The 23,943-nt window shown below is 72.1% G+C and carries 19 protein-coding genes and 1 tRNA gene; 13 read left to right on the top strand and 7 right to left on the bottom strand.

Features of this window, described 5'->3' with window-relative positions:
• Positions 1 to 8: 8 nt before the first annotated feature.
• A complete protein-coding gene (locus tag AB0I68_RS27020) occupies positions 9 to 734 on the bottom strand; it encodes a DUF2993 domain-containing protein (protein WP_363179962.1) in 726 nt (241 codons plus the stop codon).
• Complete coding sequence (locus AB0I68_RS27015; protein WP_363179961.1) at positions 725 to 3,025, bottom strand: MMPL family transporter; 2,301 nt, start codon at positions 3,023 to 3,025, stop codon at positions 725 to 727. The genes AB0I68_RS27020 and AB0I68_RS27015 overlap by 10 nt, the downstream gene beginning before the upstream one ends.
• Before the next feature lie 98 nt (positions 3,026 to 3,123).
• Between AB0I68_RS27015 and AB0I68_RS27010 the strand changes: the two genes are divergently transcribed.
• Together AB0I68_RS27010 and AB0I68_RS27005 are read left to right on the top strand one after the other, a co-directional pair.
• Positions 3,124 to 3,837, top strand: a complete 714-nt coding sequence (locus tag AB0I68_RS27010; protein WP_363179960.1) for a TetR/AcrR family transcriptional regulator — start codon at positions 3,124 to 3,126, stop codon at positions 3,835 to 3,837.
• A 167-nt stretch (positions 3,838 to 4,004) separates the two neighbouring features.
• Positions 4,005 to 4,217, top strand: coding sequence for a hypothetical protein (locus AB0I68_RS27005; protein ID WP_363179959.1), 213 nt, complete (start codon positions 4,005 to 4,007; stop codon positions 4,215 to 4,217).
• A gap of 92 nt (positions 4,218 to 4,309) precedes the next feature.
• Here the strand turns inward: AB0I68_RS27005 and AB0I68_RS27000 are convergent, their stop codons facing one another.
• From AB0I68_RS27000 to AB0I68_RS26985, 4 genes are all read right to left on the bottom strand, one after another.
• Positions 4,310 to 5,191 carry a geranyl diphosphate 2-C-methyltransferase gene (locus AB0I68_RS27000; protein ID WP_363179958.1) on the bottom strand — a complete coding sequence of 294 codons (882 nt, stop codon included), beginning with the start codon at positions 5,189 to 5,191 and terminating at the stop codon, positions 4,310 to 4,312.
• 14 nt (positions 5,192 to 5,205) lie between these two features.
• Positions 5,206 to 6,453 carry a family 2 encapsulin nanocompartment cargo protein terpene cyclase gene (locus AB0I68_RS26995; RefSeq protein WP_363179957.1) on the bottom strand — a complete coding sequence of 416 codons (1,248 nt, stop codon included), beginning with the start codon at positions 6,451 to 6,453 and terminating at the stop codon, positions 5,206 to 5,208.
• Positions 6,454 to 6,560: 107 nt separating this feature from the next.
• Positions 6,561 to 7,973, bottom strand: a complete 1,413-nt coding sequence (locus AB0I68_RS26990; RefSeq protein ID WP_363179956.1) for a family 2B encapsulin nanocompartment shell protein — start codon at positions 7,971 to 7,973, stop codon at positions 6,561 to 6,563.
• Between the two features lie 255 nt (positions 7,974 to 8,228).
• A complete protein-coding gene (locus AB0I68_RS26985; RefSeq protein WP_363179955.1) occupies positions 8,229 to 9,269 on the bottom strand; it encodes a PP2C family protein-serine/threonine phosphatase in 1,041 nt (346 codons plus the stop codon).
• A gap of 259 nt (positions 9,270 to 9,528) precedes the next feature.
• Between AB0I68_RS26985 and AB0I68_RS26980 the strand changes: the two genes are divergently transcribed.
• From AB0I68_RS26980 to AB0I68_RS26955, 6 genes are all read left to right on the top strand, one after another.
• On the top strand, positions 9,529 to 10,497 hold the full coding sequence (locus AB0I68_RS26980; RefSeq protein WP_363179954.1) for a cyclase family protein: 969 nt from the start codon (positions 9,529 to 9,531) through the stop codon (positions 10,495 to 10,497).
• A gap of 105 nt (positions 10,498 to 10,602) precedes the next feature.
• A complete protein-coding gene (locus AB0I68_RS26975; protein WP_363179953.1) occupies positions 10,603 to 13,341 on the top strand; it encodes a SpoIIE family protein phosphatase in 2,739 nt (912 codons plus the stop codon).
• Positions 13,342 to 13,475: 134 nt separating this feature from the next.
• Positions 13,476 to 15,089: a sugar ABC transporter ATP-binding protein gene (locus tag AB0I68_RS26970; RefSeq protein WP_363179952.1), complete on the top strand. Its 1,614-nt coding sequence runs from the start codon at positions 13,476 to 13,478 to the stop codon at positions 15,087 to 15,089.
• Positions 15,086 to 16,168, top strand: coding sequence for an ABC transporter permease (locus tag AB0I68_RS26965; RefSeq protein WP_363179951.1), 1,083 nt, complete (start codon positions 15,086 to 15,088; stop codon positions 16,166 to 16,168). Before AB0I68_RS26970 ends, AB0I68_RS26965 begins: the two co-directional genes overlap by 4 nt.
• Before the next feature lie 47 nt (positions 16,169 to 16,215).
• Positions 16,216 to 17,355, top strand: a complete 1,140-nt coding sequence (locus AB0I68_RS26960) for a substrate-binding domain-containing protein (protein WP_363179950.1) — start codon at positions 16,216 to 16,218, stop codon at positions 17,353 to 17,355.
• 44 nt (positions 17,356 to 17,399) lie between these two features.
• Positions 17,400 to 17,474, top strand: a tRNA-Trp gene (locus AB0I68_RS26955).
• Positions 17,475 to 17,498: 24 nt separating this feature from the next.
• Here the strand turns inward: AB0I68_RS26955 and AB0I68_RS26950 are convergent.
• Positions 17,499 to 18,248, bottom strand: a complete 750-nt coding sequence (locus AB0I68_RS26950; RefSeq protein WP_363179949.1) for an NPP1 family protein — start codon at positions 18,246 to 18,248, stop codon at positions 17,499 to 17,501.
• Between the two features lie 655 nt (positions 18,249 to 18,903).
• Here AB0I68_RS26950 and AB0I68_RS26945 point away from each other — a divergent pair.
• From AB0I68_RS26945 to AB0I68_RS26925, 5 genes are all read left to right on the top strand, one after another.
• Positions 18,904 to 19,674, top strand: a complete 771-nt coding sequence (locus AB0I68_RS26945; protein ID WP_363179947.1) for a CAP domain-containing protein — start codon at positions 18,904 to 18,906, stop codon at positions 19,672 to 19,674.
• 207 nt (positions 19,675 to 19,881) lie between these two features.
• A complete protein-coding gene (locus tag AB0I68_RS26940; RefSeq protein WP_363179946.1) occupies positions 19,882 to 20,625 on the top strand; it encodes a GntR family transcriptional regulator in 744 nt (247 codons plus the stop codon).
• A 354-nt stretch (positions 20,626 to 20,979) separates the two neighbouring features.
• A complete protein-coding gene (locus AB0I68_RS26935) occupies positions 20,980 to 22,032 on the top strand; it encodes a sugar ABC transporter substrate-binding protein (protein ID WP_363179945.1) in 1,053 nt (350 codons plus the stop codon).
• The gene (locus AB0I68_RS26930) at positions 22,029 to 23,105 is read left to right on the top strand and encodes an ABC transporter permease (RefSeq protein WP_363179944.1); all 1,077 of its coding nucleotides are present in this window, start codon (positions 22,029 to 22,031) and stop codon (positions 23,103 to 23,105) included. Before AB0I68_RS26935 ends, AB0I68_RS26930 begins: the two co-directional genes overlap by 4 nt.
• Positions 23,102 to 23,920 (top strand): ATP-binding cassette domain-containing protein, encoded by an 819-nt coding sequence (locus AB0I68_RS26925; protein ID WP_363179943.1) that lies wholly within the window; start codon positions 23,102 to 23,104, stop codon positions 23,918 to 23,920. Before AB0I68_RS26930 ends, AB0I68_RS26925 begins: the two co-directional genes overlap by 4 nt.
• The last annotated feature ends 23 nt before the right edge of the window (positions 23,921 to 23,943 follow it).

Raw genomic sequence — 23,943 nt, 5'->3', positions numbered from 1 at the left:
CGGCCGCGTCAGGTGAGGTCCACGCGGTGCGCTCGGGCGTGCACGGTGACCCCGTCGGAGCCCACCGATACGGCGGTGGCCTCCAGGCCCATCGGAAGGGGCGGCAGCTGCCGGCGGCGCTCCGACAGCGCCCTGTCGATGGCGGGGGCGGCCGGGTCGATCGGGCGGCCGGCCAGGGCTGCGCTGTCCGCGTGCAGGGTGACGGCGCCTGCGTCGAGGCGGAGTTCGGCCGTGATGACCAGCGGCATGCCCACGACGCCCGCCTCGATCCGCACCCGGCCGTTGCCCGCGTCGGAAAGCCGGACGTCGCGGCCGCCGCGGGAGCCGAGCGAGTCGAACCGGGCCGTGAACGCGGCGTCCACCGACGCCGCCGCGTAACCGCCGGCACGCTCGGACACCTCGTGGAGATCGACCGCGGCCTTCACCGGGAGGCCGTCGCTCGTGCGCGCGTCGGCCTTGACCCGCACCTCGGGGTGGGTGCCGCGGGCGGCGTCGAGCAGGAAGGGATAGCCCTTGATGGTGACCTCGGGCGCGGCCGGGCCGCCCTGACGGGCGGCGATCCGGTCGGCGAACCTCTCCTCGGCCACCTGCCGGGCGACGGCGTCGACCGTGAGCAGTGCGGCGCCGGCCAGAACGGCCACGGCGACGGCACGCCGGGCCGGCCGCCGCAGCGGAGCGGTACGTACGGTGCGCTTCTTGGGAGGTGTCGGGGTGTGCGGGGACTTCAGGGGCATGGGTGGGTACCTCGGGAAGCGGGAAGCCGGTCGGGGCCGGATGCGGCAGTGGATGCGGCCGGGAGAACCGGAGCGGGGGCGACGGCCGCGGGCGGGCCGTCTGCGGCGGGTGCCGGGGTGCCCTCGATGTCCACCCGGGGGAGGATTCGGTCGAGCCGTACGGGCAGCCACCAGTTGCGCTCGCCGAGCAGCACCATGCTGGTCGGGACGAGCAGTGCGCGGACGACGGTGGCGTCCAGGGCCACGGCCGTGGCCAGTCCGATGCCGAACATCTTCACCACGGGGTCCTCGGACAGCAGGTAGCTGAGGAACACACAGACCATGATCATCGCCGCCGAGGTGATGATCCGGGCCGTACCGGCCAGTCCGTCGACGACCGCGCGCGTGTTGTCCCGGTGCCGGAGGTACGATGCGCGCACGGCGCTCAGGAGGAACACCTCGTAGTCCATGGAGAGTCCGAACAGCACCGCGAACATCAGCAGCGGGACGTATCCCGGGATCGGCACCGGGCCGTCGAGGCCGAGCAGGCGCGCCCCCCACCCCCACTGGAACACGGCGGTCAGCACGCCGTACGAGGCCGCGACCGATATCAGGTTCATCGCGGCCGCCTTGGCCGCGACCACCGGTGCGCGGAAGGCCAGGAGGAGGAGCAGGCCGGCGACGAGGACGACGGTGGCGATGATGGCCGGCATCCGGGCGGCGAGCCGCGCGTTCAGGTCGGCCTGGGCGGCCGTCGGCCCGCCGACGTGGGCGGTGGCCCCGGTGCCGGCGGTGGCCTGCGGCAGGGCGGTGTCCCGCAGCCGGTCCACCAGCGTGACGGTGGCCGGATCGCCGGGGCCGGTGGTCGGGGTGACCTGCCAGAGGACGCTGCGGCCGTCCGGGCCCAGCCGGGCCGGGCTCACCGCGGCCACGCCGGGGGTCTGCTCGAGGGTCTCGGTGACCGTCGCAACGCGGTGGTCGGACGGTCCGTCGGCCGCCGTGGGCAAGCTTTCGGCCACTTGGAGGGGGCCGTTCGCGCCCGGCCCGAAGGCCTCGGCCAGGCGCTCGTACGCGGTACGGCTCGACGTACCGGCCGCCTTGTCCCCCGCGTCGAGTTGGCCGAACGTCAGCTGGGCGGCCGGCGCGGCCAGTACGGCCACCAGGATCAGGCTCGCGAGCAGGTAGCGCCAGGGGCGGCCGGCCACGTGCGCGGCGAACCGCTGCCAGCGTACGCCCGCGGGGTCGCTCGGATCAGCCGCATCAGCCGTGTCGGCGGGTTTCGCCGGGGCGGGCCGGCGGCCCGGCTTCCGGCCCAGCCGGTGGCCGAGCAGCGCGAGCAGGGCCGGCAGCAGGGTCAGGGCCGCGAGGACCGCGACGAGTACGGCGATCGCCGGCGCGAGCGCCAGCGCGTACAGCAGCGGCAGCCCGCCGAGTGCCAGACCCGCCAGAGCGGCCGCGACCGCGCAGCCGGCGAAGGCGGCGGCCTTGCCGGCGCCCGCCGTGGTGTACCCGGCGGCGTCCACCACCCCGTGCCCGTCGGCCAGGAGCTCACGGAAGCGCGTCAGGCAGAAGAGGGTGTAGTCGATGCCCACGCCGAGGCCGATCATCGCCGCGATCGTGGCGCCCGCCGAGGGCATGTCGAGGACGTGCCCGACCAGACCGATCGCCGACAGCGAGATCACGAGCCCCACGACCCCCACCACCAGGGGAAGCCCGGCCGCGAGGACCCTGCGCAGCCCGAGGAACAGGATGACCGCGGCCGCCGCGAGACCGATGAGCTCGCTGTGGGCCGTGGACCCCTTGTCGGCGGCGGCCGCGAGGTCGCCGCCGGCCGTGACCTCGACGCCCGCCTGCCGGGCGGGCTCGGTGGCCGACCGTACGGCCTCGCTGATCTCCGGGGTGATGTCGCGGCCGGTCACGTCCAGCGCGACCGACAGGTAGGCCGTGTGGCCGTCCGGGCTCATGGCCGCCCGGCCCGAAGGCCCGTACGGCGCGGCGACGCTCACCACGTGGTCCACCCGGGCCACGTCCGCGGCCGCCGCCTCGACCGCCTTCTGCGCGGTGGCGGAGGTCAGCACCGGGCCGTCCGGTGTCGTGTGCAGTACGAGCGGCTGGTTGCCGGAGGCGGGCCCGTGGAAGCCGTCGGCCACGGCGCGGGCCGCCTGGCTGTCGCTGCCGGGGATGACCACCGCCTCGCTGGTGACCCGGCCGTGGAGCAGCACGGCGGCGGCGACGGCGATCGTCACGGCCGCCCAGACGGCGAGGATCCGTCTCGGTCTACGGGCGCACCAGCGGCCCAGGGCAAGGAACATCGTGCTGTGCTTCCCTCCAGGAATGAAGTTGCACTCCGAGTGCACATTTACCGTTGCACTCGGAGTGCAATAATGTCAATCGGAGAGAGGAGCCCCAGGTGGGACGGCATCCCGATCAGGACACCCCGCGGCGACCGGAGCACGGCAGTCCGTCGGCCGCCGGAGCCGCTGCCGCCGGCGCCGCCACCGCTGCTGCCGCCGCCACGGACGGCCGGACCGAGCGCGGCCGGCAGACCCGCGAGAAGATCGCCGACGCTTTGCTCGTGCTCCTCGACGAAGGGGTGACGGACTTCCCCGCCGACCGGGTGGCCCAGTACGCGGGGGTCTCACGGCGATCGGTGTTCCACCACTTCGACGACATGGCCCAGCTCGTGGACACCGCCATCACCCGGCGGCTGGAACAACTCGCCGAGCAGATCAGGCCGTTGCCCACCGAGGGTCCGCGCACCGCACGGGTGGCGGCCCTGGTCGAACAGCGTGCCCGGATCCTCGAATGGATCACCCCGGCACGCCTGGCGATGCTTCGCATGGACCACCCCTCGGAGCGCATCCGTCAAGTCACCGAGGAGGCCTTCGCCGACGCCCGCCGGCGCCTGGAGGCGGTGCTGGCCGAGGAACTCGACCGCCTGTCGGGCCGGCGGCGTACGGACCTGGTCAACGGGCTGGACGCGGTCACCACCTGGGGCGCCTGGCACCACTGGCGATCCACCGGGCTCGGCCCCGAGGAGGCGCGGCACGCCATGGAGGCCACCGTGCTGAACCTGCTCGCCGCGATCGACCCGCCCGGTCCGGTGCCGCACGGGTCCGCGTGAACGCGGAAAACGCGGGGCGGCGCCGCCGCGGCGCCACGGGGTGAGCGGGGGCCGCCATCCGGGTGTGGCGCGGGCCGCGTCCGGCCCCGCGGCCGGGCCGTCTCTCGCATCCTGGGCGAGGGCCGCCGCAGGTCCCGCGTCCCACCCAGCCACCCAAGGAGTACGGGATGTCTTTCGACGCCGTCGGACGTTTCCTGGCCGCCCTCGACCCGGCACACCGGGAGGCCGTAGAGGGCAGGCCGCACGAGGAGCAGGAGCGGCTCGCCGCGGCCTGGGAGGAAGAGCTGGAGCGGGACACCGACATCGACATCCTGGACGAGCTGTCACCCCCGGCTGCCGAGAGCGAGGCGGCGCGGCGGGTGATGGCGCGCAACGAGTAGCCGGCCGCGGGGGAACCGTCGTCCCCGTCGGATGCGGAAAGGCCGGGCCCGCGGGTCACGGGCCCGGCCGCCCCTTGCGGGCTTCCGCCGGATCAGACGCGGTCGGCCGCGATCAGGACGTACTGGAACGAGCCGTCCTTGTAGGAGTTGATGAACGCCTCTTCGATGCCGGTGACCAGGGAGGACGTGGCCCGCAGCTCCCAGTACGGCAGGGTCGCGGGGGTCAGGTCGATGACGGCCTGCGGTACGAGACGGTTGTCGGCCATGGCCCGCATGTACTGCCGGCGGGAGTGGATGTTGCACTCGAAGTGGGCATTGATCTGGGAGACCCACTTCGAGGGCTGGCCGTAACGGGGGTTCCAGCAGCCGGTGATGGTCACGTAGCGGCCGCCGACGGCAAGGACGCGGGAATGTTCGGCGAACAGGTCGTGCAGGTCGACGTACATGCTCGACTCGTTGTTCCACGAGCCCGCCGCCTGCCCCGTCTCGAAGGGCATGTCGAGCATGTTGCAGACGCGGGCGCGGACGGAGTCCTCGATGCCGAGCTCGCCGGCGCGCCGGTTCGCGAAGTCGGCCTGCTTGGCCGACAGGGTGACGCCCTCGACCTTGCATCCGAACCGCTGGTGGGCCATGACCATCGATCCGCCGCGGCCGCAGCCCGCGTCCACGAGCGTGTCGCCCCGGCCGATGGGTCCGAGCTGGTCCAGGAGGACGTCGGCCTGCGCCGACTCCAGGCGGTGGAGCTCGGCGATCAGCTTCTTCTCGTAAGCGCTGTCGTCGGTGTCTCCGAGGGCAGCGTGGTCGATGTCACCGATGCCGTAGTGGTGGTGGTAGAGACCGTCGACGTCGCCGAGACGCAGGTTCACCGGCCGGGCCTCGTGGTCCCAGTAACGGGCGATGTCACCCTGGTAGGGCGTCGCCGGGGCAGGGATGAACGCAGAGGTGGGGGCCATGGTGAGCTCGGTGTTGGTCACAGATAAATCCATCCTTACCAGAAGTCGGGCAGGCTGTAGCGGTAGGTATTGGTCTGGTGCCAGTGGTGGTTGCCGTCGACCCAGACGGCCACGCCCCGCAGGAAACGCAGCACGCTCGGGACGGGGCAGGCGGCGGCCAGGTCGGTGGCCGCGGCCTCGAAGGCGTGCATGAGGTCGTTGTGGACCTCGACCGCCTTCAGGTAGGCGTCGCGGACGGAGCGGCCCTCGCGCTCGGCGATCACCACGGGCAGGTTCAGGTGCCGGCCGGGGCTGGCGAGTTCCTTGGTGTAGGAGTACAGGTCGTTGACGATGGTGGTCGCGTTCCCGGCGAGCGCGATGACCCGTTGCATGGCGGGCTGGGCATGCAGGTCCGCCGGCAGTTCGTAGCCGCCGACGGTGTCGGTGATGGTGGGGCAGGGGCGGAAGTTGTTGAACTGGCGCATCGACAGGTACTCCCACACCTCCGGGACGTAGTCCGTCTCGGCCCAGGCGGCCTCGGCGAGGTACCCCAGGTGCAGCCGGGCCATGTCGTGCCGGAACCGGTCGGCCTGGGAGGGGGTGGCCTCCCGGGCGAAGTACTCCATGGCCGATCGGTAGGCGCGCCGCGGAGCGTCCGAGTGGAGCGACGCCGTCCACTCCGGTTGGTACTCCCCCGTCGTGTGGAGGGGGTCGAGAGCGGTGTGCGCCAGCAGCAGACGTCCGCCGAGGCCGACCGGCGAGCCTCCGTGGTCCTCGCAGTAGCAGTCGTCGACGACGTTCTCGGCGACCATCAGCCGCGTGGCGAGCATCAGGTGGTCGACGGTGGGGGCGTCCGGATGGCAGGCGACCATGTAGCGGCCCACGGAGAAGCCGTCGAACTGGTCCTCCCACTCCGGGGGGTACAGCTCGACCTCGTCCACCGCCCACGCCTTGATCCTGCGGCCGACCTCCTCCACCCGCACGGGGTCGGGTTCCGGCACCGGGTGGTGGTAGAGGCCCGGGATCGGACGGCCTGCCGCCGGGAGCTCCTCCGGAGGCGCCGGCGACTCCTCCCGCCGGGCCAGGGACAGCCCTGCCGTGCCCAGACCGCTGGGGCCGTGCAGGATCCGCTCCAGGGCGGGGCTCGGTGTCCCGACGGGGGCCGAGGGCTGGGCGGGCGGGGCGAACAGGGCGGGCCGCACGCAGCCGACGGCTTCGACGCCGCGGCCGTGACCGTGCGCCCCGAAGCGGGCCGCGGCCGCGGGGAGACTCGACTGCAGAGGGGAAGGCCCGGGATCGGGCATCCGTGACTCCTTGGTGAGGTGGTTGGGCTGTCCCGGATCCCGGGCATGCCCGGCCGGCCCGGGAAGCCCCGGGCCGTCGTGGCCGTCGTGGACGTGGGGCAGGTCGTCTAGTCGCGCCTGCGGGCGATCTGCACGTTCTCCAGCACGCCGAGCGCGTCGGGCACCAGGACGGCGGCGGAGTAGTAGGTGGAGACCAGGTAGGAGATGATCGACTTTTCGTCGATGCCCATGAAACGCACCGACAGGCCCGGCTCGTACTCCTCCGGCAGACCGGTCTGGCGCAGGCCGATGACGCCCTGGTTGTCCGCGCCGGTTCGCATCACAAGGATCGAGCTCGTGTTCTCCTTGCTGATGGGGATCTTGTTGCAGGGCAGGATCGGGACCCCGCGCCAGGCCGGGACCTGCTGTCCGCCGAGGTCGACGTGGTCCGGGTAAATCCCGCGGGCGTTGAACTCACGCCCGATCGCCGCGATGGTCTTGGGGTGGGCGAGGAATAGCTTGGAGCCACGACGGCGGCAGAGCAGCTCGTCGAGGTCGTCCGGAGTGGGGGGCCCGGAGTGGGTCTGGATGCGCTGCTTGAAGTCGGCGTTGTGGAGCAGGCCGAACTCCCGGTTGTTGACCATCTCGTGCTCCTGGCGCTCGCGCAGCGCCTCGATGGTGAGCCTGAGCTGCTCCTCGGTCTGGTTCATCGGCTCGTTGTACAGGTCGGCGACCCTCGTGTGGACCCGGAGCACGGTCTGGGCGATGGAGAGTTCGTACTCGCGCGGGTTGAGTTCGTAGTCGACGAAGGTGCCGGGCAGCTCGGGTTCGCCGGTGTGGCCGGCCGACATCGCGATCTCGGCCTCGCCGTGCTTGTTCTGCCGCTGGTGCGGAAGCGAGCCGAACTCCCGGACGTGGGCCTGGAGCTGCGGCGCCGAGGACAGCACCGCGGCGAAGTCGGCGCGGGACAGGGTGAGCAGGGTGCCGGCCGTGGCGGCCGTGGCGGTGTAGTCCCACCCCCCGGCACCGTCCAGCAGGGCGTGCTCGCCGAACGTGTCGCCGTCGGCGAGCACGGCGACGGCGACCTCGTCACCGTACTTGCCGACGGAGGTCTGATTGATCCGGCCGTGGGCGATCAGGTGGATCTCGTTCGCCGGGGTGCCGCGCTCGACCAGCACCTCACCGGCCCGGAAGTCACGCTGGACGCACCGGCCGGCGAGCGTGGTCAGCACCTCCATGTCGTCGAAGCCTCGCAGCATGGCGAGTTCGCCGAGCTCGCGGGGGATCACCCGGACGTGGGCACCGTCCTGGACGAACTCGATGCGCCCGTCTCCGACGGTGTAGGTCAGCCGGCGGTTCACCCGGTAGGTGCCGCCCTTGGTCTCCACCCAGGGGAGCATCCTCAGCAGCCAGCGGGAGGTGATCTCCTGCATCTGCGGGGCGGACTTGGTCGTCGTGGCGAGGTTGCGGGCGGCCGCCGTGCCCAGGCTGGTCTGGGGAAGCGGCTCAAGCTGTGCCTCCGGGCTGGTGTCCACGGTCATCGGCAGGCTCTCCTTCGTAAGGGCGGTGATCGGCGCACGGGCACACGTCACCGGTGAAAGAAGAAACAAAGAGGGCGAATATCCGGGCAATCCATCCGGATCCGGGAGCACACTAACCGTCGGCGCACCGGATCACCCCCGTAAGCCGCTGGCATTACCTCGATGCGGTGATCTTGTGGCGGGCGGTTTACGACCCTCCCCGCCGCGGTTCGGGCCCGCTCGAAAAGCTTCACCCCGAACCGGGCCGGCGGATCGTCACCGGTCGACGACGATCATCGCCACGTCGTCCGCCAGGCGGTCCCGGGTGTGCCGGATCAGGCCCCGGTGCAGTCGGTCCAGGAACTCCTGCGGTCCGCAGTCGGACATCGCCTCCGCCGCCTCCATCTCCTCGGGCAGGGCGAAGAAGTCGTTGCCGCCGTTGCGGGCTTCGATGACGCCGTCGGTGTACAGCAGCAGACGGTCTCCCGGCACGAAGGAATAGTTGTCCGCCGCGCCGGGAGGGTCGCTGATCAGATCCTCCAGACCGAGCGGTGGCAGCGGGCAGGCGGGCATCAGGGCCCGGACCTTCCCGGCCCGCAGCAGCAGTGGAGGCGGATGACCGCGGTTGACCATCTCGACGACGGATCCGTCCGGCACCTGGGCCACCAGTACGGTGACGAAGCCCTCCGCGAGTGCTTCCTCGTCGACCACGCCCGGCACGGCGGCGTCCCGTCGCAGCGCCGCCTCGCAGCGGTCGATGACCCCGGCCAGTTCGTCCTCGTAGTGCACGGCCTCCCGGAAGGCGCCCAGCACGGCCGCGGCCGCCCGCACGGCCGGCAGCCCCTTGCCCCGGACGTCACCCACGATCACCCGGACCCCGTACCGCGTCTCCACGGCCTCGTACAGATCGCCTCCGATCTGCGCCCCCGTCTCGGCCGCGAGGTACATGCCGGCCACCCGCACGGGGCCGAGCCGGGCCGGCACGGGCCGGAGCACGGTCTCCTGCGCGACCACGGCGATCCGGCGGACCTGGTCGAGCTCGCTCTCCCGCCGCCTGCGGACGGCACTGCTCGTCGCGACACCGGCCACCGACACCAGGAACAGGGCCAGAAAGTTGGTATAGACCTGCTGACTGCCCCACGCCTGGTTGTACGTCGCGGTGGTCACGCTCACGGCGGCGGCCAGCAGCACCGCCGACAGGGTGCCCAGGGGGCCCATCGTCACCGCGGCCAACGCCGGCGTCGCGACCAGGAGGGGGCCGGTGTACAGAAAGTGCGCGGGCGTGAGTTCGACGGTCAGCACCAGGAGCGCGATCACGAAGGGCACACCCTGCGCAAGTACGAAAAGGACCTGGTGATGACCGCTCGCTCCCGGTCGGGGAGGTGAGCGCAAGAGCACCCGCATGGGTCCAGCGTGCCCCGCCGGAGCCGCTTGCCGCCACCGTTCGCCCGTGCGGGGCCGCTCAGGCGTAGAGCCCGGGACCGGCGGGCATGTGATTCCGTGCGGGCGTCGGGGCGCTCGTATCCCGGTCCCGCCCCGGGCGGGGCCCCTGCGAGCCTTGGAGCGCGGAGTACGGATGAGCAGCAGCCCCGCGGACGGCCTGACGCCTCTGCCGACCCCTCCCGGCAGGGAGCCCGAGGTATCCCGTCAGGAGTTCGACACGATCTTCGCCGCGGTCCGTACGTGGGGCCGCTGGGCCCCGGCCGACCGCGGCGCCTGGAACCGGGTCACCTCGGACCACGTACGGCGGGCCGCGGCCCTGATCCGGTCCGGAACGGCGGTGCCGCTGGGTCTGCCCTGGGACACCCGGCCCGGACCGGACAACGGCAAGCCCGCCCTGCACTACATGTCGGATCTCGGCGACGTGGAGGCCCCGGAACCCGCCACGTACAAGGATTTCATCGGCGTCGACTTCCACGGCAAGGCCGTGAGCCACCTGGACGCCCTGTCGCACGTCGCCTACGGGGGGCGACTCTACGACGGCCGCCCGGCGCGGGAGGTCGTCGGCGCCGGGGGCGCGCGCTTCGGCTCGGTGGCGGCGCTCGGCCCCCTCGTCACCAAGGGCGTGCTCCTCGACCTGCCGGCCGTCCTCGGAGTCGACTGGCTGGAGCCCGGACACCCGGTCCACGCGCGGGACGTCGCCGCGGCAGAGCGGGCACTGGACGTGACGATCGACGACGGCTGCGCGGTGCTGCTGCGCTCCGGCCGCTTCCGACGCCGCCGGGAACTCGGCCCCTGGGACTCCGGCGCCGCGAGCGCGGGCTTCCACGTGGACGCCGTGCCGCTGCTGGCCGAGCGCGGCATCGCCCTGCTCGGCGCCGACGGGGACAGCGACCTGCGCCCCTCGCCGGTCGAGGGCGTCCACTCCCCCGTCCACGCCCTCGCCGTGGCGGCCATGGGGGTGCCGCTGCTGGACAACCTGGAGCTCGAGGCGCTCTCCGCAGCCTGCGCCGCGGCGGGGCGCCACGAGTTCATGATCGTCGTGACGCCGCTGAACGTGCCTGGCGGGACGGGTTCGCCCGTCAATCCGGTCGCGGTCCTATGATTCGAGCAAACCAGGAGGAATATACTCGAAAGGCACTTACTCGCTGCAAGCGCTCCGGCGCCGCCGAGGCCGAGGCCGACGGCTCGGTAAGGAGATGTGATGCGTATGGGGGTCACGGGAGACGAAATCGGCCCCGCACGCTCCCGTGAGCGGTTCCTGCTGGGCGAGCCGGTCGCGGGCGGGGTACGAAGCCCGATCCTGAACTCCTGGCTGCGCTGCCAGTCGCTGGGACTGTCACCGGACCAGACCGACCTTCCCTACCGGGACGATTTCGATCCGGACAGCCGGCTCGTCCGTGCGGCCGGACCCGTGCTCGACCAGCTGGCGTCCCGTTTCACGGGCAGCCGGATGAACGTCTCCCTCGCCGACGGCAACGGAACGGTGCTCGAGCGCCGCTTCGGGGAACCCGGTTTGGCCCAGAGCCTCCCGCCCATCCAGAGCGTCCCCGGCTTCGTCTTCGCCGAACGTTTCGCGGGGACCAACGGCATCGGTCTCGCGCTCGCCGAACGGCGGCTCGTACAGGTCTACGGGGCCGAGCACTTCGCCGAGCGCTCCCAGTCGAACGCGTGCTCCGCCACCCCGATCCGCGACCAGCTGAGCGGAGACGTCGTCGGCGTCCTCTGCTTCGGATACCCGCACGGCTACGAGGACCCCGCGCTGCCCGCGCTGGTCCGCCGGGCGGCCGAAACCATCGAGCGGCGGCTGATGGAGCAGCATTCGGCGCGGGAGCGCGCGCTGCTGCGGACGTACCTCGAGGCCAGCAACCTCGCCCGGACCGGCACGACCGCCGGGAACGGACATCTGATCGGACTGGACGAGCTCGGCGACAGCGGGCTGGACCGAAGCGATCAGATGATCCTCAAGGAGAAGGCCACCGAACTCATCTCCTCGACCCAGCGGGCCGCCGTCGCGGTGTCCCTGCCGCACGGGCGGGGCGTCACCCTCCTGAGCAGCCCGCTCGTGAGCCGCTCCGGGGTGGAGGGCGTCGTCGTCGAGGCCGTGCTCACCGACGACTCCCCGCCGGCGCACCACCTCTCCGTCCTGCCCCGCACCGGCCCGCCGCTCGGCCCGCCGCCCGGACCCCTCGCCGGTACCGCCGCTCCGGCCGGCGGCGCCCGCGGGAAGGTCAGAGGACTCGTGCTGGTGGGCGAGCCGGAAGTGGGGAAGTACGCCGTCGCGGCACGCCGCCGCCTGGAGCTGCTGGCCGAGGCCAGCACCCGTATCGGCACCACACTGGACGTGACCCGCACCGCCTGGGAACTCGCCGAGACGGCGGTTCCGCGCCTGGCCGACTACGTCACCATCGACGTGCCCGAGGCCGTGCTGCGCGGCGAGGAGTCCGCCGATCCCTGGACCGAGCTGCACCGCGCGGTGGTCCACGGCATTCGCGATGACTGCCCCTTCTATCCCGCCGGCCAACGGGTGGAGCTGCGCGCCGGCACTCCCCACATGCGGTGCCTGGACAGCGGGCAGGCGGTGCTGGAACCCGACCTGCGCAATGCCCTCGACTGGATCGACCAGGAACCCGAGCACGCCCGGCGGATCTTCGCCCACCACGTGCACTCCCTCGTCTGCGTCCCCCTGCTCGCCCGCGGCGTCCTGCTGGGGGTCGCCAGCTTCTACCGCTCGGAGGACCCCGCCCCCTTCGGGGACGACGACACCTGGCTGGCCCAGGAACTCGCGGCCCGCGCCGCCCTCTGCATCGACAACGCCCGCCGCTACACCCATGAGCACACCCTGGCCCTGGCCCTGCAGCAGAGCCTGCTCCCGCGGGGCGTTCCCGAGCAGGGCGCCGTCGAGGTCGCGCACCGCTACCTGCCCGCCGAATCCGGGGTGGGCGGTGACTGGTTCGACATCATCCCCCTCTCCGGCACCCGCGTCGCCCTTCTCGTGGGAGACGTCGTCGGCCACGGCCTGCACGCCGCCGCCACCATGGGCCGGCTGCGTACCGCCGCGCGCAACTTCGCCGAACTGGAACTCGCACCCGACGAGCTCCTCACCCACCTGGACAACCTCCTGGTGCGCCTGGACCGGGAGGAGGGCGGCGAGAACGACTCCGGCAGCACCGGCATCGTCGGCGCCACCTGCCTGTACGCCGTCTACGACCCCACGACGCAGCAGTGCACCATGGCCCGCGCCGGCCACCCCCCGCCCGCACTGGTCCACCCCGGCGGCGGCGTGACGTTCCCCGACCTGCCCGCCGGACCCCCGCTGGGCCTGGGCGGTCTGCCCTTCGAGACGGCCGAGATCCGGCTCCCGGAGGGGAGCACGCTGGTCCTCTACACCGACGGCCTCATCGAGGACCGCCATCGCGACATCGACGTCGCCCTCGACCAGCTGAGCCGTGTGCTGGCCCAGCCGAACCGCACGCCGGAGGACACCTGCCAGGCGGTCATCGACGCCGTGGCACCCGACCACCCCGCGGACGACATCGCACTGCTCGTCGCCCGCACCCGCACCGTGCCCGCCGGCCGGATCGCCACCTGGGACGTACCCGCGGACCCGGCCCTCGTCTCCGGGATCCGGGCCGCCGCCACCCGCCAGCTGGCCGAGTGGGGGCTGGACGAGCTCGCGTTCGCCGCCGAGCTGATGCTCAGCGAGCTGGTGACCAACGCGGTCCGCTACGGCACCGAGCCCATCCAGGTACGCCTGGTCCACGACCGCCACCTGATCTGCGAGGTCGCCGACGGCAGCAGCACCGCGCCGCACCTGCGGCGGGCGGCCACGACGGAGGAGGGCGGGCGCGGTCTCTTCCTCGTCGCACAGCTCGCCCACGCCTGGGGCACCCGCTACACCACCCACGGCAAGGTCATCTGGGCCGAATGCACGCTGGACGCGGCCTGACCGTCACCCCGCGGCACTCGACCATCGGAGGCACAGGCGGCGACATATCGCCTATATGACCGTAGCCACCAGTAGCATCACCGATGTCCTCATCGCTTCAGGAAGCACCTCCCCAGGCGGCCCCGGAGAAGTCCGTGCATGACACTCCCGTCACCTCGACGAGCCCGCCCTCGCACCCCGGCGGAGAACCCCTCGTCCGCATACGCGGTCTCGGCAAGCGGTTCGGCGGCACCCTCGCTCTGGACGGGGTCAGCCTCGACGTCCACGGCGGCAGCGTCCTCGCCCTCCTGGGCCCGAACGGTGCCGGGAAGTCCACCCTCATCAAGGTGCTCGCCGGGGTCCACCGCGCCGACGAGGGCGAGGTGACCGTGGCCGGGCACCCGCTCGGCTCCGATGCGGCCCGCCGGACCATGTCCTTCATCCACCAGGAGCTCGGCCTGGTCGATTGGATGACCGTCGCCGAGAACATCGCCCTGGGGACCGGATTCCCCCGCCGCGGCGGTCTGATCTCCTGGCGGCAGACCCGGAGGAACTGCGCCGAGGCCCTGCGGATCGTCGCCGGACACCTGGACGCCGACGCCCGCATCGCCGACCTCGCCCCCGCCGAGCGCTCGCTGGTCGCGATCGCCCGCGCCCTGGCCAGACGGGCGGAGCTCTTCGTCCTCGACGAGCCGACCGCCACCCTCCCCGCCGCGGACTGCGCCCGCCTCTTCGGCGTACTGCACACCCTGCGCGACCGGGGGCACGGCATCCTCTACGTCAGCCACCGGCTCGACGAGGTGTACGAGGTCGCCGACACCTTCGCCGTGCTGCGCGACGGCCGGCTGGTCAGCCACGGCCCCCTCGCCCCGTACAGCCCTGCCCGTCTGGTGCGCGACATCGTGGGCCGCGAACCGGCCGGCGGCCCGTTCGTGGGCCGCGAACCGGCCGGCGGCCCGCCTCCCACCGCCCCCGCGCCGCCTTCCGCGCCCGGGTGGCCTTCCGCGCCCGCCCACCGCCCGCCCGTCCTCAGCCTCGACGGCGTGACGACCGAGCGCACCGGACCCGTCAGTCTGGATCTGCGCGAGGGCGAGATCCTCGCCATGGTGGGTCTGACCGGGGCCGGCCACATGCACCTGGGCCGCGCCCTCGCAGGTGCGCTGCCGCTCCTCGGCGGGCGGGCGCTGCTCGACGGCCGTCCGTACCACCCGCGCACGGTCGCCGCCGCCCTCGGCTCCGGCGTCGGTTTCGTGGCCGGCAACCGGCAGGAGGGCTGCGCCGCAGAACTGACGGTACGGGAGAACTTCCTGGCCAATCCCCGGGCGGCCGGGGTGCCGGCCTGGCACTGGGTCGCTCCGCGGCGCGAGCGCGCCGAGGCCGCAGCCCTGATCGAACGGTTCTCGGTGATCCCCCGCGACAGCGAGGTGCCGATCGCCACCCTGTCGGGCGGCAACCAGCAGAAGGTCATGGTCGGGCGCCGCCTCCGCGGGAGCCTGCGCCTGCTGATCCTCGAGGAGCCGACGGCCGGCGTGGACGTCGGCGCCAAGGCGTCGATCCACCGGCTCCTCGACGAAGCGCTGGCCGCCGGGCTGGCGGTCCTGCTCATCTCCACCGATTTCGAGGAGGTCGCCGGCGTGTGCCACCGCGCGCTGGTGTTCGGGCGCGGGACCGTGGTGGCCGAGCTGGCGGGTGAGGCCCTGAGCGTCACCGAACTCACCCGCACCGCGTCGGCCCTGCCCGCGATCACCGGAAGCACGGAGAGCCGGTGACCCCGTCGCCCTCTTCTCCCTCGCGCCGGTCCCTGTCGGGCTGCCTGCACGGGCACTTCATCGGCACGTACGGCCTCTTGGCCCTCACCGTCCTGCTCTTCCTGGTCTTCTCCCTCGTCCTGCCCGACACCTTCCCGACCCTGGACAACGTCTCCTCGATCCTCTCCAACCAGTCGATCCCGGCCATCCTGGCGCTCGGCGCGACGATCCCCATCGCGAGCGGCAAGTTCGACCTGTCCCTCGGTTACGCACTGGGCCTGGCGCACGTCATGGTGCTGTACCTCATCGTCGACGAGGGCTGGCCCTGGCCGCTCGCCTGCCTCGCCGTCGTCCTCGGGGGGACGCTGTCCGGCGCCGCGAACGGTGTGATCGTCGAGTTCGCCCGCATCGACTCCTTCATCGCCACGCTCGGCACCGGCAGCATGATGTACGCCGTCACCGGCTGGATCACCGGCGGGGGCCGGATCGTCCCCGGCCCCGACGGTCTTCCGGCCGCCTTCACCGGCCTCTACGACTCCAGGTTCCTCGGCCTACCGCTGCCCGCCTTCTACGTCCTCGGCCTCGTCACCGCCCTCTGGCTGCTGCTGGAGCGGCTGCCGTTCGGCCGGTACCTGTACGTCATCGGCTCCAACCCCCGCGCCGCCGAGATCATCGGCATCCCCACCCACCGGTACTGCGTCTACGCCTTCGCCGGATCGGGCACGGTCGTCGGCTTCGCCGGTGTGCTGCTCGCCGCGCAACAGCAGATCGGCAACCCGAGCGTGGGCCTCGAGTATCTGCTGCCCGCGTTCGTCGGCGTCCTGCTCGGCTCCACCGCGATCAAGCCGGGCCGCGCCAACGCCCTGGGAACCCTCGTGGCCGTGACCGTGCTCGCCGTCGGACTCGCCGGGATCGGCCAGCTCGGCGCCCAGTTCTGGGCCACCCCGCTGTTCAACGGCGCCACTCTGCTCGTCGCGGTCGGCCTGGCCGGCTACTCGGCCCGCCGGCGGCTGCGCGCCGACGCCACGACGACCGGCCGGCCACCCGAGAACCCGTCGACGGCGACGGCTACGGCGGACGACGGCGCAGGCACCCCCTGAAACGTCCTGGAGAACACCTCGCAGCGCACACCAGCGTCAGGAGCACCGTGTACCCGAACCGCAAGACCGCCATCGCGGCCGCAGCCCTGCTGGCGGCAGCCGTCGTCGCCGTCGCCGGATGTGAGAGCGGCTCGCCGAACGCCACCGGCCCTTCCTCGGCCGCCGGCTGCCCGGCCGTCCTCCAGGAGGCGAAGGCAAGCGTCGAGCGGGCCGAGAGCAAGGACACCTCCTGGAACGGTCCCACCACCGGCCCCAAGGCGGTCCCCGGCAAGACGATCGTCTACGTCGCGCAGACCATGACCAACCCCGGCGTCGCGGGAGTCGCGAAGGGCGTCAAGGAAGCGGCGCAGGCCATCGGCTGGGATGTCCGGGTGATCGACGGGGAGGGCACCCCGGCCGGCATCCAGGCGGCACTCAGCGAGGCCGTCACCCTCAAGCCCTCGGGCATCGTCATCGGCGGCTTCGATCCCCGTCTGACCTCACAGCAGGTGGCGCAGGCCCAGGCGGCGGGGATCCCGCTCATCGGCTGGCATGCGGTCAGCTCCCCCGGCCCGAGCACGAGTCCCAGGCTCTTCACCAACATCACCACGAAGGTGGAGGAGGTGGCGAAGGCCGGTGCGGACTGGGTCATCGCCCAGTCCGGCGGCGACGCCGGAGTCGTCGTCTTCACCGACGACTCGATCCCGTTCGCCGGTACGAAGTCCAGGCTGATCGAGCAGCGGCTCGCCGCCTGCCCGGGCGTGAAGCTCCTGGCCCACGAGAACATCCCGATTCCGGACGCGAGCCGGCGCACCCCGCAGGAGGTCTCCTCGCTCCTGTCCCGTTTCCGGAAGCGCTGGGCCTACTCCGTCGCCATCAACGACCTGTACTTCGACGATGCCGCCCCGGCCTTGCGCGCCGCCGGCAGGCCCGGCGCCGGGCCGCCCTTCAACATCGGCGCCGGCGACGGCGACCCCTCCGCCTTCCGGCGCATCAACAACAGGCAGTTCCAGGCCGCCACCGTCCCGGAGCCGCTCTCGCAGCAGGGTTGGCAGATCGTCGACGAGTTCAACCGCGCCTTCGCGGACCAGCCCGCCAGCGGGTACGTCGCCCCCGTCCACATCGCCACGGCGGACAACAGCGGCGGGGCCACCGCCTGGAACCCCCGGGGCTACCAGGAGGCGTACGAGAAGATCTGGCACGGCTGACCAGGCCTGCGGTGGCGGCAGACCTCGTACGATGGGGGCCGGGCGGAGCCGTAGCGCAGAGGTCGTCGCGCACGGTCTCCACAACCGTGAGGACGCCGGTTCGAATCCGGCCGGCTTCGACCCGTGACAGTCCCGCCCTGCGCCTACTGGTACGGGTCGAAGGGGATGCCCGCCGGCTTGGCCTCCGCGAGATGGGAGGAGAAGGAACCGTCCTTCAGGCCGAAGTGCGCGCTGCCGAAGTCGGCCGCGCTGAGCTTCTCCCGCAGCGTCGCCGGGTAGCCCGACCAGCCGACGAGCGCGGGGAACTGCCAGGCGTGGCGGTGGTTCTCGGGCGGTTCGTCGTTCGTGTTCGCCGCGCGGAAGCAGTGCGTACCGATGCCGTCCTTGTGGTAGACGATCTTGGGGTGGGTGCCGTCCCAGCGGATCTGGTCGCGGGTGTGGATCTCGAAGTCGCCGTGGGCGGAGGTGGCGACGTACTTCGCCTCGGTGCCCTGGATCCACACCACCACGTGTTCCCAGTCGTGACGGTGGCCGCCGATGCCGATGCCGGGGACGGCCTGGTCCTTCTCGAAGTACAGCGCGTACACCACGGCGCACCAGCCGTTGTTGCAGGTGGCGCGGGAGTAGCCGTTGGTGTTGGCGAGGTCCGAGGCGTCGCGGCAGCTGCCGTCGAGGGCGCCGCTGGGTTTGAGACCGCCGTTCAGGACGCCGGTCGGTCCTATGGCGGGTGTCGGGTAGCAGCCGTCCGTGTCGTAGTCGTACGCCGGCTGGAAGGTCAGCTCGATGGCTTCGGCGTGGGAGGGGAGCGCCGGGGGCGGAGCCGCGAAGGCCGTCTGGGGGACGGCGACTACCAGCGCGAGGGCGGCGCCGACGACGAGGGATGATCTCCGCATGTGCTGACTCGTCCGCAAAACAGGCCTCCGGGCCGGTCGGTTCGGGGGTGGCGGTCGGATCCCGGCCGTGTGGCCGGCGCACCGGGAGCATCATTGGCGAACCCCGACGACACGGCAAGAGTCCCGGCAGCAGCTGTTCGCCCGGAGCCGCGATTCACAACAGCACTATTTCCAGGGCGAGTTGATGACACCCTGGGGAACCGGAGCGCCCCCGCCGCACCGCGCCGTCACAGCACTCCGCGGACGCCCGCCCGACAGCGCCCGGTTCCCGCGCGAAACAGTGACATGCATCACTACGGGATGGGGGGTCACGGAAGCATTACGTCCACTCACGCCTCCCCGACATATAGAGATTTGTCCCATCGGAATCGGCATTTCCCTCTTCTCCGAAATGGGTATTTCAAGGGGCGGGGCGTTCCGCAGTAACTTGCCACGTCACAGGCATGTCTGATGGTCGATCTTCATCTCGCGCGACCCGCCGACCGCACGGTCTGCATGACTGTCCGCCCATTTCAAGCCCGCTGCACGGCGGTACCGCGCGGCCCGGCGGCGAGACTTGCCAGCCCCTTGCAGGGCTTCTAAGAATGGCGCCCCGGCCCCGGCGCTCCAGCAGCTCAGGCGCAGGACGCATCGCAGAAACCACGTGAGGTCACGCATGCACAAGCACCGCAAAAGGTCGCACTACAAGAAAATATCCATCGCCGCCGTCACGCTGGGCATCGTGGGCATACCCACGGCCGCCCTGGCGTGCCTGCACTCCGGGGCGGCGGGCACGGCGAAGGCGGGCGGCCGGCACGGCGTGCACCCCTCCCACAGCGCACCCTCCCCCAGCGAGTCGCTCCAGGTCCAGGCGGGGCCGACGGGCACCCCGGTCGAGACGGCCACGGCCACGCCGGCCGGGCAGACCACGCAGAGTCCGGAGACGACGCAGCCGTCCACCGCGACGACGAAGCCCCCCACGGCGGCGCCGAAGCCCGCGCCGCCGGCCCCGGCCCGGCCGACGGCTCCGGTCACCCCGGCGAAGCCGGCCACCCCGACCGTTCCGTCCTCCGGCCCGGCAGCAGAGGTGGTGGCCCTCGTGAACCAGGAGCGCGCCAAGGTCGGCTGCTCGGCGCTCACCGTCAACGCGAAGCTGACGGCCGCCGCGGTGAACCACAGCGAGGACATGGCCGCGCACGCCAACATGTCGCACACCGGCTCCGACGGTTCGGACCCGGGCGAGCGCATCACCCGTACCGGCTTCAGCTGGATGACCTACGGCGAGAACGTCGCCTACGGCTACAGCACGCCCGAGCAGGTCATGACCGGCTGGATGAACAGCCCCGGGCACAGGGAGAACATCCTCAACTGTGCGTTCAAGGAGATCGGCGTGGGCCTCGCGCAGCCGAACTCCTACTGGACGCAGGACTTCGGCACGGCGCGCTGACACCGCCGGCAGCCGACCCGGGTGCCCCGCAGCGGCGCGGTCGACCTGCGGGCACGCCGACGGCGTGCGGCGCCGCAGTGCTCGACCTTGCCCCGGCCGGCGGGGCCGGGATCCTGCCGGGTAGGTCATCAGGACATCAGGACATGCTGATCAACCGGGTGGCGGGAGGGATAATGTACTTCTCGCCCCCGGCCGCTGGAGCCCAGGATGCCTTCCCTCGCCTCGCTGATCAGCATCGACCGCTCCAGCCCGGTTCCCCTGTACTTCCAGGTGGCCGTGCGGCTGGAGGAGCTGATCTCCGGCGGCGAGCTTCCGGCGGGCTCCCGGCTGGAGAACGAGGTCGCTCTCGCCGGTGACCTGGGCCTGTCGCGTCCGACCATGCGGCAGGCCATCCAGCATCTCGTCGACAAGGGGCTGCTGGTCCGCAAGCGCGGCGTCGGCACGCAGGTCGTGCACAGCAGGGTCCGCCGCCAGGTCGAGCTGACCAGCCTCCACGACGACCTGCTCCGCGCCGACCGGCATCCGCGGACCGAGGTGCTGTCCATGGAGCGCGTTCCGGCGTCTGACGAGGTGGCGGCCGCCCTGCGCCTGCCGCAGGGCACCGAGGTCGTGGCGCTCGAGCGGCTGCGCTACGCGGACGGCGAGCCGCTCGCCCTGCTCCGCAACCACGTGCCCGCCGAGCTGTGCCGGTTCACGGCGGACGATCTGGCGGACCGGGGCCTGTACGAGCTGCTGCGCGCGGCCGGTACCCGGCTGAGCCTCGCCGACCAGTCGATCACCGCCCGGCGGGCGTCCAGCGCCGAGGGGCGGCTGCTCGCCGAGGTCCGGGGTGCCCCGCTGCTGGCCATGCGGCGCACGGCGTACGACAGCGACGGCCGCCCCGTGGAGTACGGCGACCACCTCTACCGGGCCTCGCTCTACTCCTTCGAAATCACCCTCATGGCGCGCTGAGGCGCACACCCGGACCCGTCGCGGGCCCACCTCCCACACCAATCAACCAAGTCCGTATGTCTTGACATACGGACTTGGTCGGCATGAAGGTGGTGCCACATCGCTTCGGCACACCCGCCACCCGGGATGCCCCAGCGGCCGGCGCACGCAGCCTCCTGCGTTTCGGAACATGGAGCCCCTCCCGCGGCAGCACCCCCGTCGGCGGAAGGCACATCGACCGCCGTGCGTGCCGCCGGACGACCGGTGATCCGTATCCGGGCGACGGACGCGCCCGGATACGCATCCCCCGCACTCCCCCTTCAGGGCCGACACCTCGCCTCCGGCCCCGCAGCCCCTCATCGGAGGTCGCACCCCATGAACGAGAACCACTCCGCACCCGGACGCCGCCCCTCCGCGTCCCGCAGACGCACCCTGCCCCGCCTGGTGCCCACCGCCGCCGTCGCCGTCGCACTCACCTTCGCCGCCGCCTGCAGCGGTCCCGCCGCCGAAGGCGGTTCCGCCAAGACCCCGGCCGCCGGGGCATCCGGGGCCAAGCCGGCCCCCGGCGGATCCCTGCACATCGCGGTGATCAGCCACGGCGGTCCGGGCGACGCCTTCTGGAACGTGGTGAAGAACGGTTCCACCGACGCGGGCAAGCAGCTCGGCGTACAGGTGGACTACAACTCCGACCCGGACCCGTCCGGCCAGGCCAAACTGATCGACAACGCGGTCGCCCAGCACGTCGGCGGCCTGGTCGTCTCGATGGCGAACCCGGACGCCCTCCAGAGCTCGGTCAAGGCCGCCGTCGCGGCCGGGATCCCGGTGATCACCATCAACTCGGGATCCGCCAAGAGCCGGGAGTTCGGCGCCATCGGGCACGTCGGCCAGGAGGAATCGGTCGCCGGCGAGGGCGCGGGCGCCAAGCTCAAGCAGAACGGACGGCACAAGGTCCTCTGCGTGATCCACGAGGCCGGGAACATCGGCCTCAACCAGCGCTGCGACGGCGCCCGCAAGGGCTTCGGCGGCGACGTGGTCAACCTCCAGGTCGACGCGGCCAACCCGACCGACGTACTGTCCCGGATCCGCGGCGCCCTCCAGGCCGACCCCGCGGTCGACGGCGTCCTGACCCTCAACGCCCAGGTGGCCGCGACGGCCACCGAGGCGGTCAAAGCCCTGAACTCCAAGGCGCAGGTCGCGACCTTCGACCTCAACACCGACGTGATCAGCGCCGTCAAGGCCGGCACGATCGCCTTCGCCGTGGACCAGCAGCAGTACGAGCAGGGGTACCTGCCCGTCGTCATGCTGAAGCTCCAGCACGACAACGGCAACAGCGTCGGCGGCGGCCTGCCCGTGCTCACCGGCCCCGCCTTCGTCGACGCGTCCAACGTCGACCAGGTCGCCACGTACGCGGCCCGGGGCACCCGATGACGGCGGCCTCCCCCGCCACGGCCACCCCCGCCACTCCGCAGCGGGGCTCCGCCCCGGACGAGCGGCTCGCCCGGCGCGGCCCGCTGGGCCGGCTGCTCCTGCGGCCCGAACTCGGCGCCCTCCTCGGCGCATTGCTGGTCTTCACCTTCTTCTCCGCGGTCACCGGCCAGTTCCTCAGCCCGCTGGGCGCGGCGACCTGGCTCGACGACTCGGCGACGCTCGGCATCGTCGCCGTCGCGGTGGCGCTGCTCATGATCGGTGGCGAGTTCGACCTCTCGGCCGGTGTGATGACGGCTTCCACGGCCCTGGTGACGGCACTGCTGTCGGTCGAGCTCGGCTGGAACGTCTGGTTGGCGCTCCTCGTGTCGCTGGCCTTCGCCCTCGGTGTGGGAGCCCTCAACGGCTGGCTGGTCATGCGCACCGGCCTGCCGAGCTTCATCGTCACCCTCGGCTCGTTCCTCGCCCTCCAGGGCCTCAACCTCGGCGTGACCCGCGCGGTGACGGGAACCGTGCAGGTCAGCGGTATGCGCAGCACGTCCGGCTTCGGCTCGGCAGGCTATGTGTTCGCCTCCACCGTCGACATCGGGGGCACGTCGTTCCAGATATCGCTGGTGTGGTGGATCGTGGCGACGGTGCTCGCCTCGCTCGTCCTGATGCGCACCCGCGGCGGAAACTGGATCTTCGCGGTGGGCGGCTCGGCGCTGAGTGCCCGTCAGGTGGGCGTGCCCGTCGAGCGTACGAAGATCACGCTGTTCATGACCACGGCGGCCGCCGCCTGGCTGGTGGGCACCATCAACATCCTGCGGTTCACCACCGTGCAGGCCAACCAGGGCGTCGGGCTGGAGTTCCAGTACATCATCGCCGCGGTCATCGGCGGCTGCCTGATGACCGGCGGGTACGGCTCGGCGGTCGGCGCCGCGATCGGCGCGCTCATCTTCGGCATGGCCCGCCAGGGCATCGTCTTCGCCCAGTGGAACAGCGACTGGTTCATGGCATTCCTCGGCGTGATGCTGCTCTCCGCCGTCCTGGTGAACAACACGTTCCGGCGTCGGGCGGAAAGGGTACGGCGATGAGAGAAGCATCCCGGGCGCTGCGCCCGCTGCTGGAGGCCAAGGGCATCGGCAAGTCGTACGGCTCGGTCATCGCGCTGCGCGACGTGAGCGCGGTCGTCAACCCCGGCCAGGTCACCTGCGTACTGGGCGACAACGGAGCCGGCAAGTCCACCCTGATCAAGATCCTGGCCGGCGCACACCGGCACACCGGCGGCGAGCTGCTCCTCGACGGGGAGCCGGTGCACTTCACCTCACCGCGCGCGGCACTCGACCGCGGGATCGCCACCGTGTTCCAGGACCTCTCGGTCGTGCCGCTGATGAGTGTGTGGCGCAATTTCTTCCTGGGCTCCGAGCCCGTACGCCGCTACGGGCCGGTGCGCCTCCTCGACCGGAAGTCGGGCCGGGAGACGGCGCGCACCGCACTGCGCGAGATGGGCATCGACCTGCGCGACGTCGAGCAGCCGGTCGGGACGCTGTCGGGCGGCGAGCGGCAGTGCGTCGCCATCGCCCGGGCGGTGCACTTCGGGGCCCGGGTGCTCATTCTCGACGAGCCGACCGCCGCTCTGGGCGTCAAGCAGGCCGGAGTGGTGCTGCGTTATGTGGCGCAGGCGCGGGACCGGGGGCTCGGCGTGGTCCTGATCACGCACAACCCGCACCACGCCTACCCGGTCGGCGACCGGTTCCTGCTCCTCAAGCGGGGCCGGAGCCTGGGCTGTTTCGAGAAGGCGGACATCTCGCTGGCCGAGCTGACCCGCCAGATGGCCGGCGGAGCCGAACTCGAGGCCCTGGAACACGAGCTCCGCGCCCCCGCGCCCGCGCCCGCGCCCGCCGACTGACGGGCAGACCACCTCTTCCTCCC

This window comes from Streptomyces sp. NPDC050448 (assembly GCF_040655295.1).
Taxonomy (GTDB): Bacteria; Actinomycetota; Actinomycetes; order Streptomycetales; family Streptomycetaceae; genus Streptomyces.
Note: the sequence above shows the minus strand (reverse complement) of the source record. Positions and strands in the feature narration are given on the sequence as shown.

Excerpts from the sequence above, each read along its gene's own strand:
- AB0I68_RS26945 (WP_363179947.1), top strand. The coding sequence starts at position 18,904 with ATGCACAAGCACCGCAAAAGGTCGCACTACAAGAAAATATCCATCGCC.
- AB0I68_RS27005 (WP_363179959.1), top strand. The coding sequence starts at position 4,005 with ATGTCTTTCGACGCCGTCGGACGTTTCCTGGCCGCCCTCGACCCGGCA.
- AB0I68_RS26940 (WP_363179946.1), top strand. The coding sequence starts at position 19,882 with ATGCCTTCCCTCGCCTCGCTGATCAGCATCGACCGCTCCAGCCCGGTT.
- AB0I68_RS26950 (WP_363179949.1), bottom strand. The coding sequence starts at position 18,248 with ATGCGGAGATCATCCCTCGTCGTCGGCGCCGCCCTCGCGCTGGTAGTC.
- AB0I68_RS26935 (WP_363179945.1), top strand. The coding sequence starts at position 20,980 with ATGAACGAGAACCACTCCGCACCCGGACGCCGCCCCTCCGCGTCCCGC.
- AB0I68_RS26925 (WP_363179943.1), top strand. The coding sequence starts at position 23,102 with ATGAGAGAAGCATCCCGGGCGCTGCGCCCGCTGCTGGAGGCCAAGGGC.
- AB0I68_RS26980 (WP_363179954.1), top strand. The coding sequence starts at position 9,529 with ATGAGCAGCAGCCCCGCGGACGGCCTGACGCCTCTGCCGACCCCTCCC.
- AB0I68_RS26975 (WP_363179953.1), top strand. The coding sequence starts at position 10,603 with ATGGGGGTCACGGGAGACGAAATCGGCCCCGCACGCTCCCGTGAGCGG.
- AB0I68_RS26995 (WP_363179957.1), bottom strand. The coding sequence starts at position 6,453 with ATGCCCGATCCCGGGCCTTCCCCTCTGCAGTCGAGTCTCCCCGCGGCC.
- AB0I68_RS27015 (WP_363179961.1), bottom strand. The coding sequence starts at position 3,025 with ATGTTCCTTGCCCTGGGCCGCTGGTGCGCCCGTAGACCGAGACGGATC.
- AB0I68_RS26990 (WP_363179956.1), bottom strand. The coding sequence starts at position 7,973 with ATGACCGTGGACACCAGCCCGGAGGCACAGCTTGAGCCGCTTCCCCAG.
- AB0I68_RS26930 (WP_363179944.1), top strand. The coding sequence starts at position 22,029 with ATGACGGCGGCCTCCCCCGCCACGGCCACCCCCGCCACTCCGCAGCGG.
- AB0I68_RS27020 (WP_363179962.1), bottom strand. The coding sequence starts at position 734 with ATGCCCCTGAAGTCCCCGCACACCCCGACACCTCCCAAGAAGCGCACC.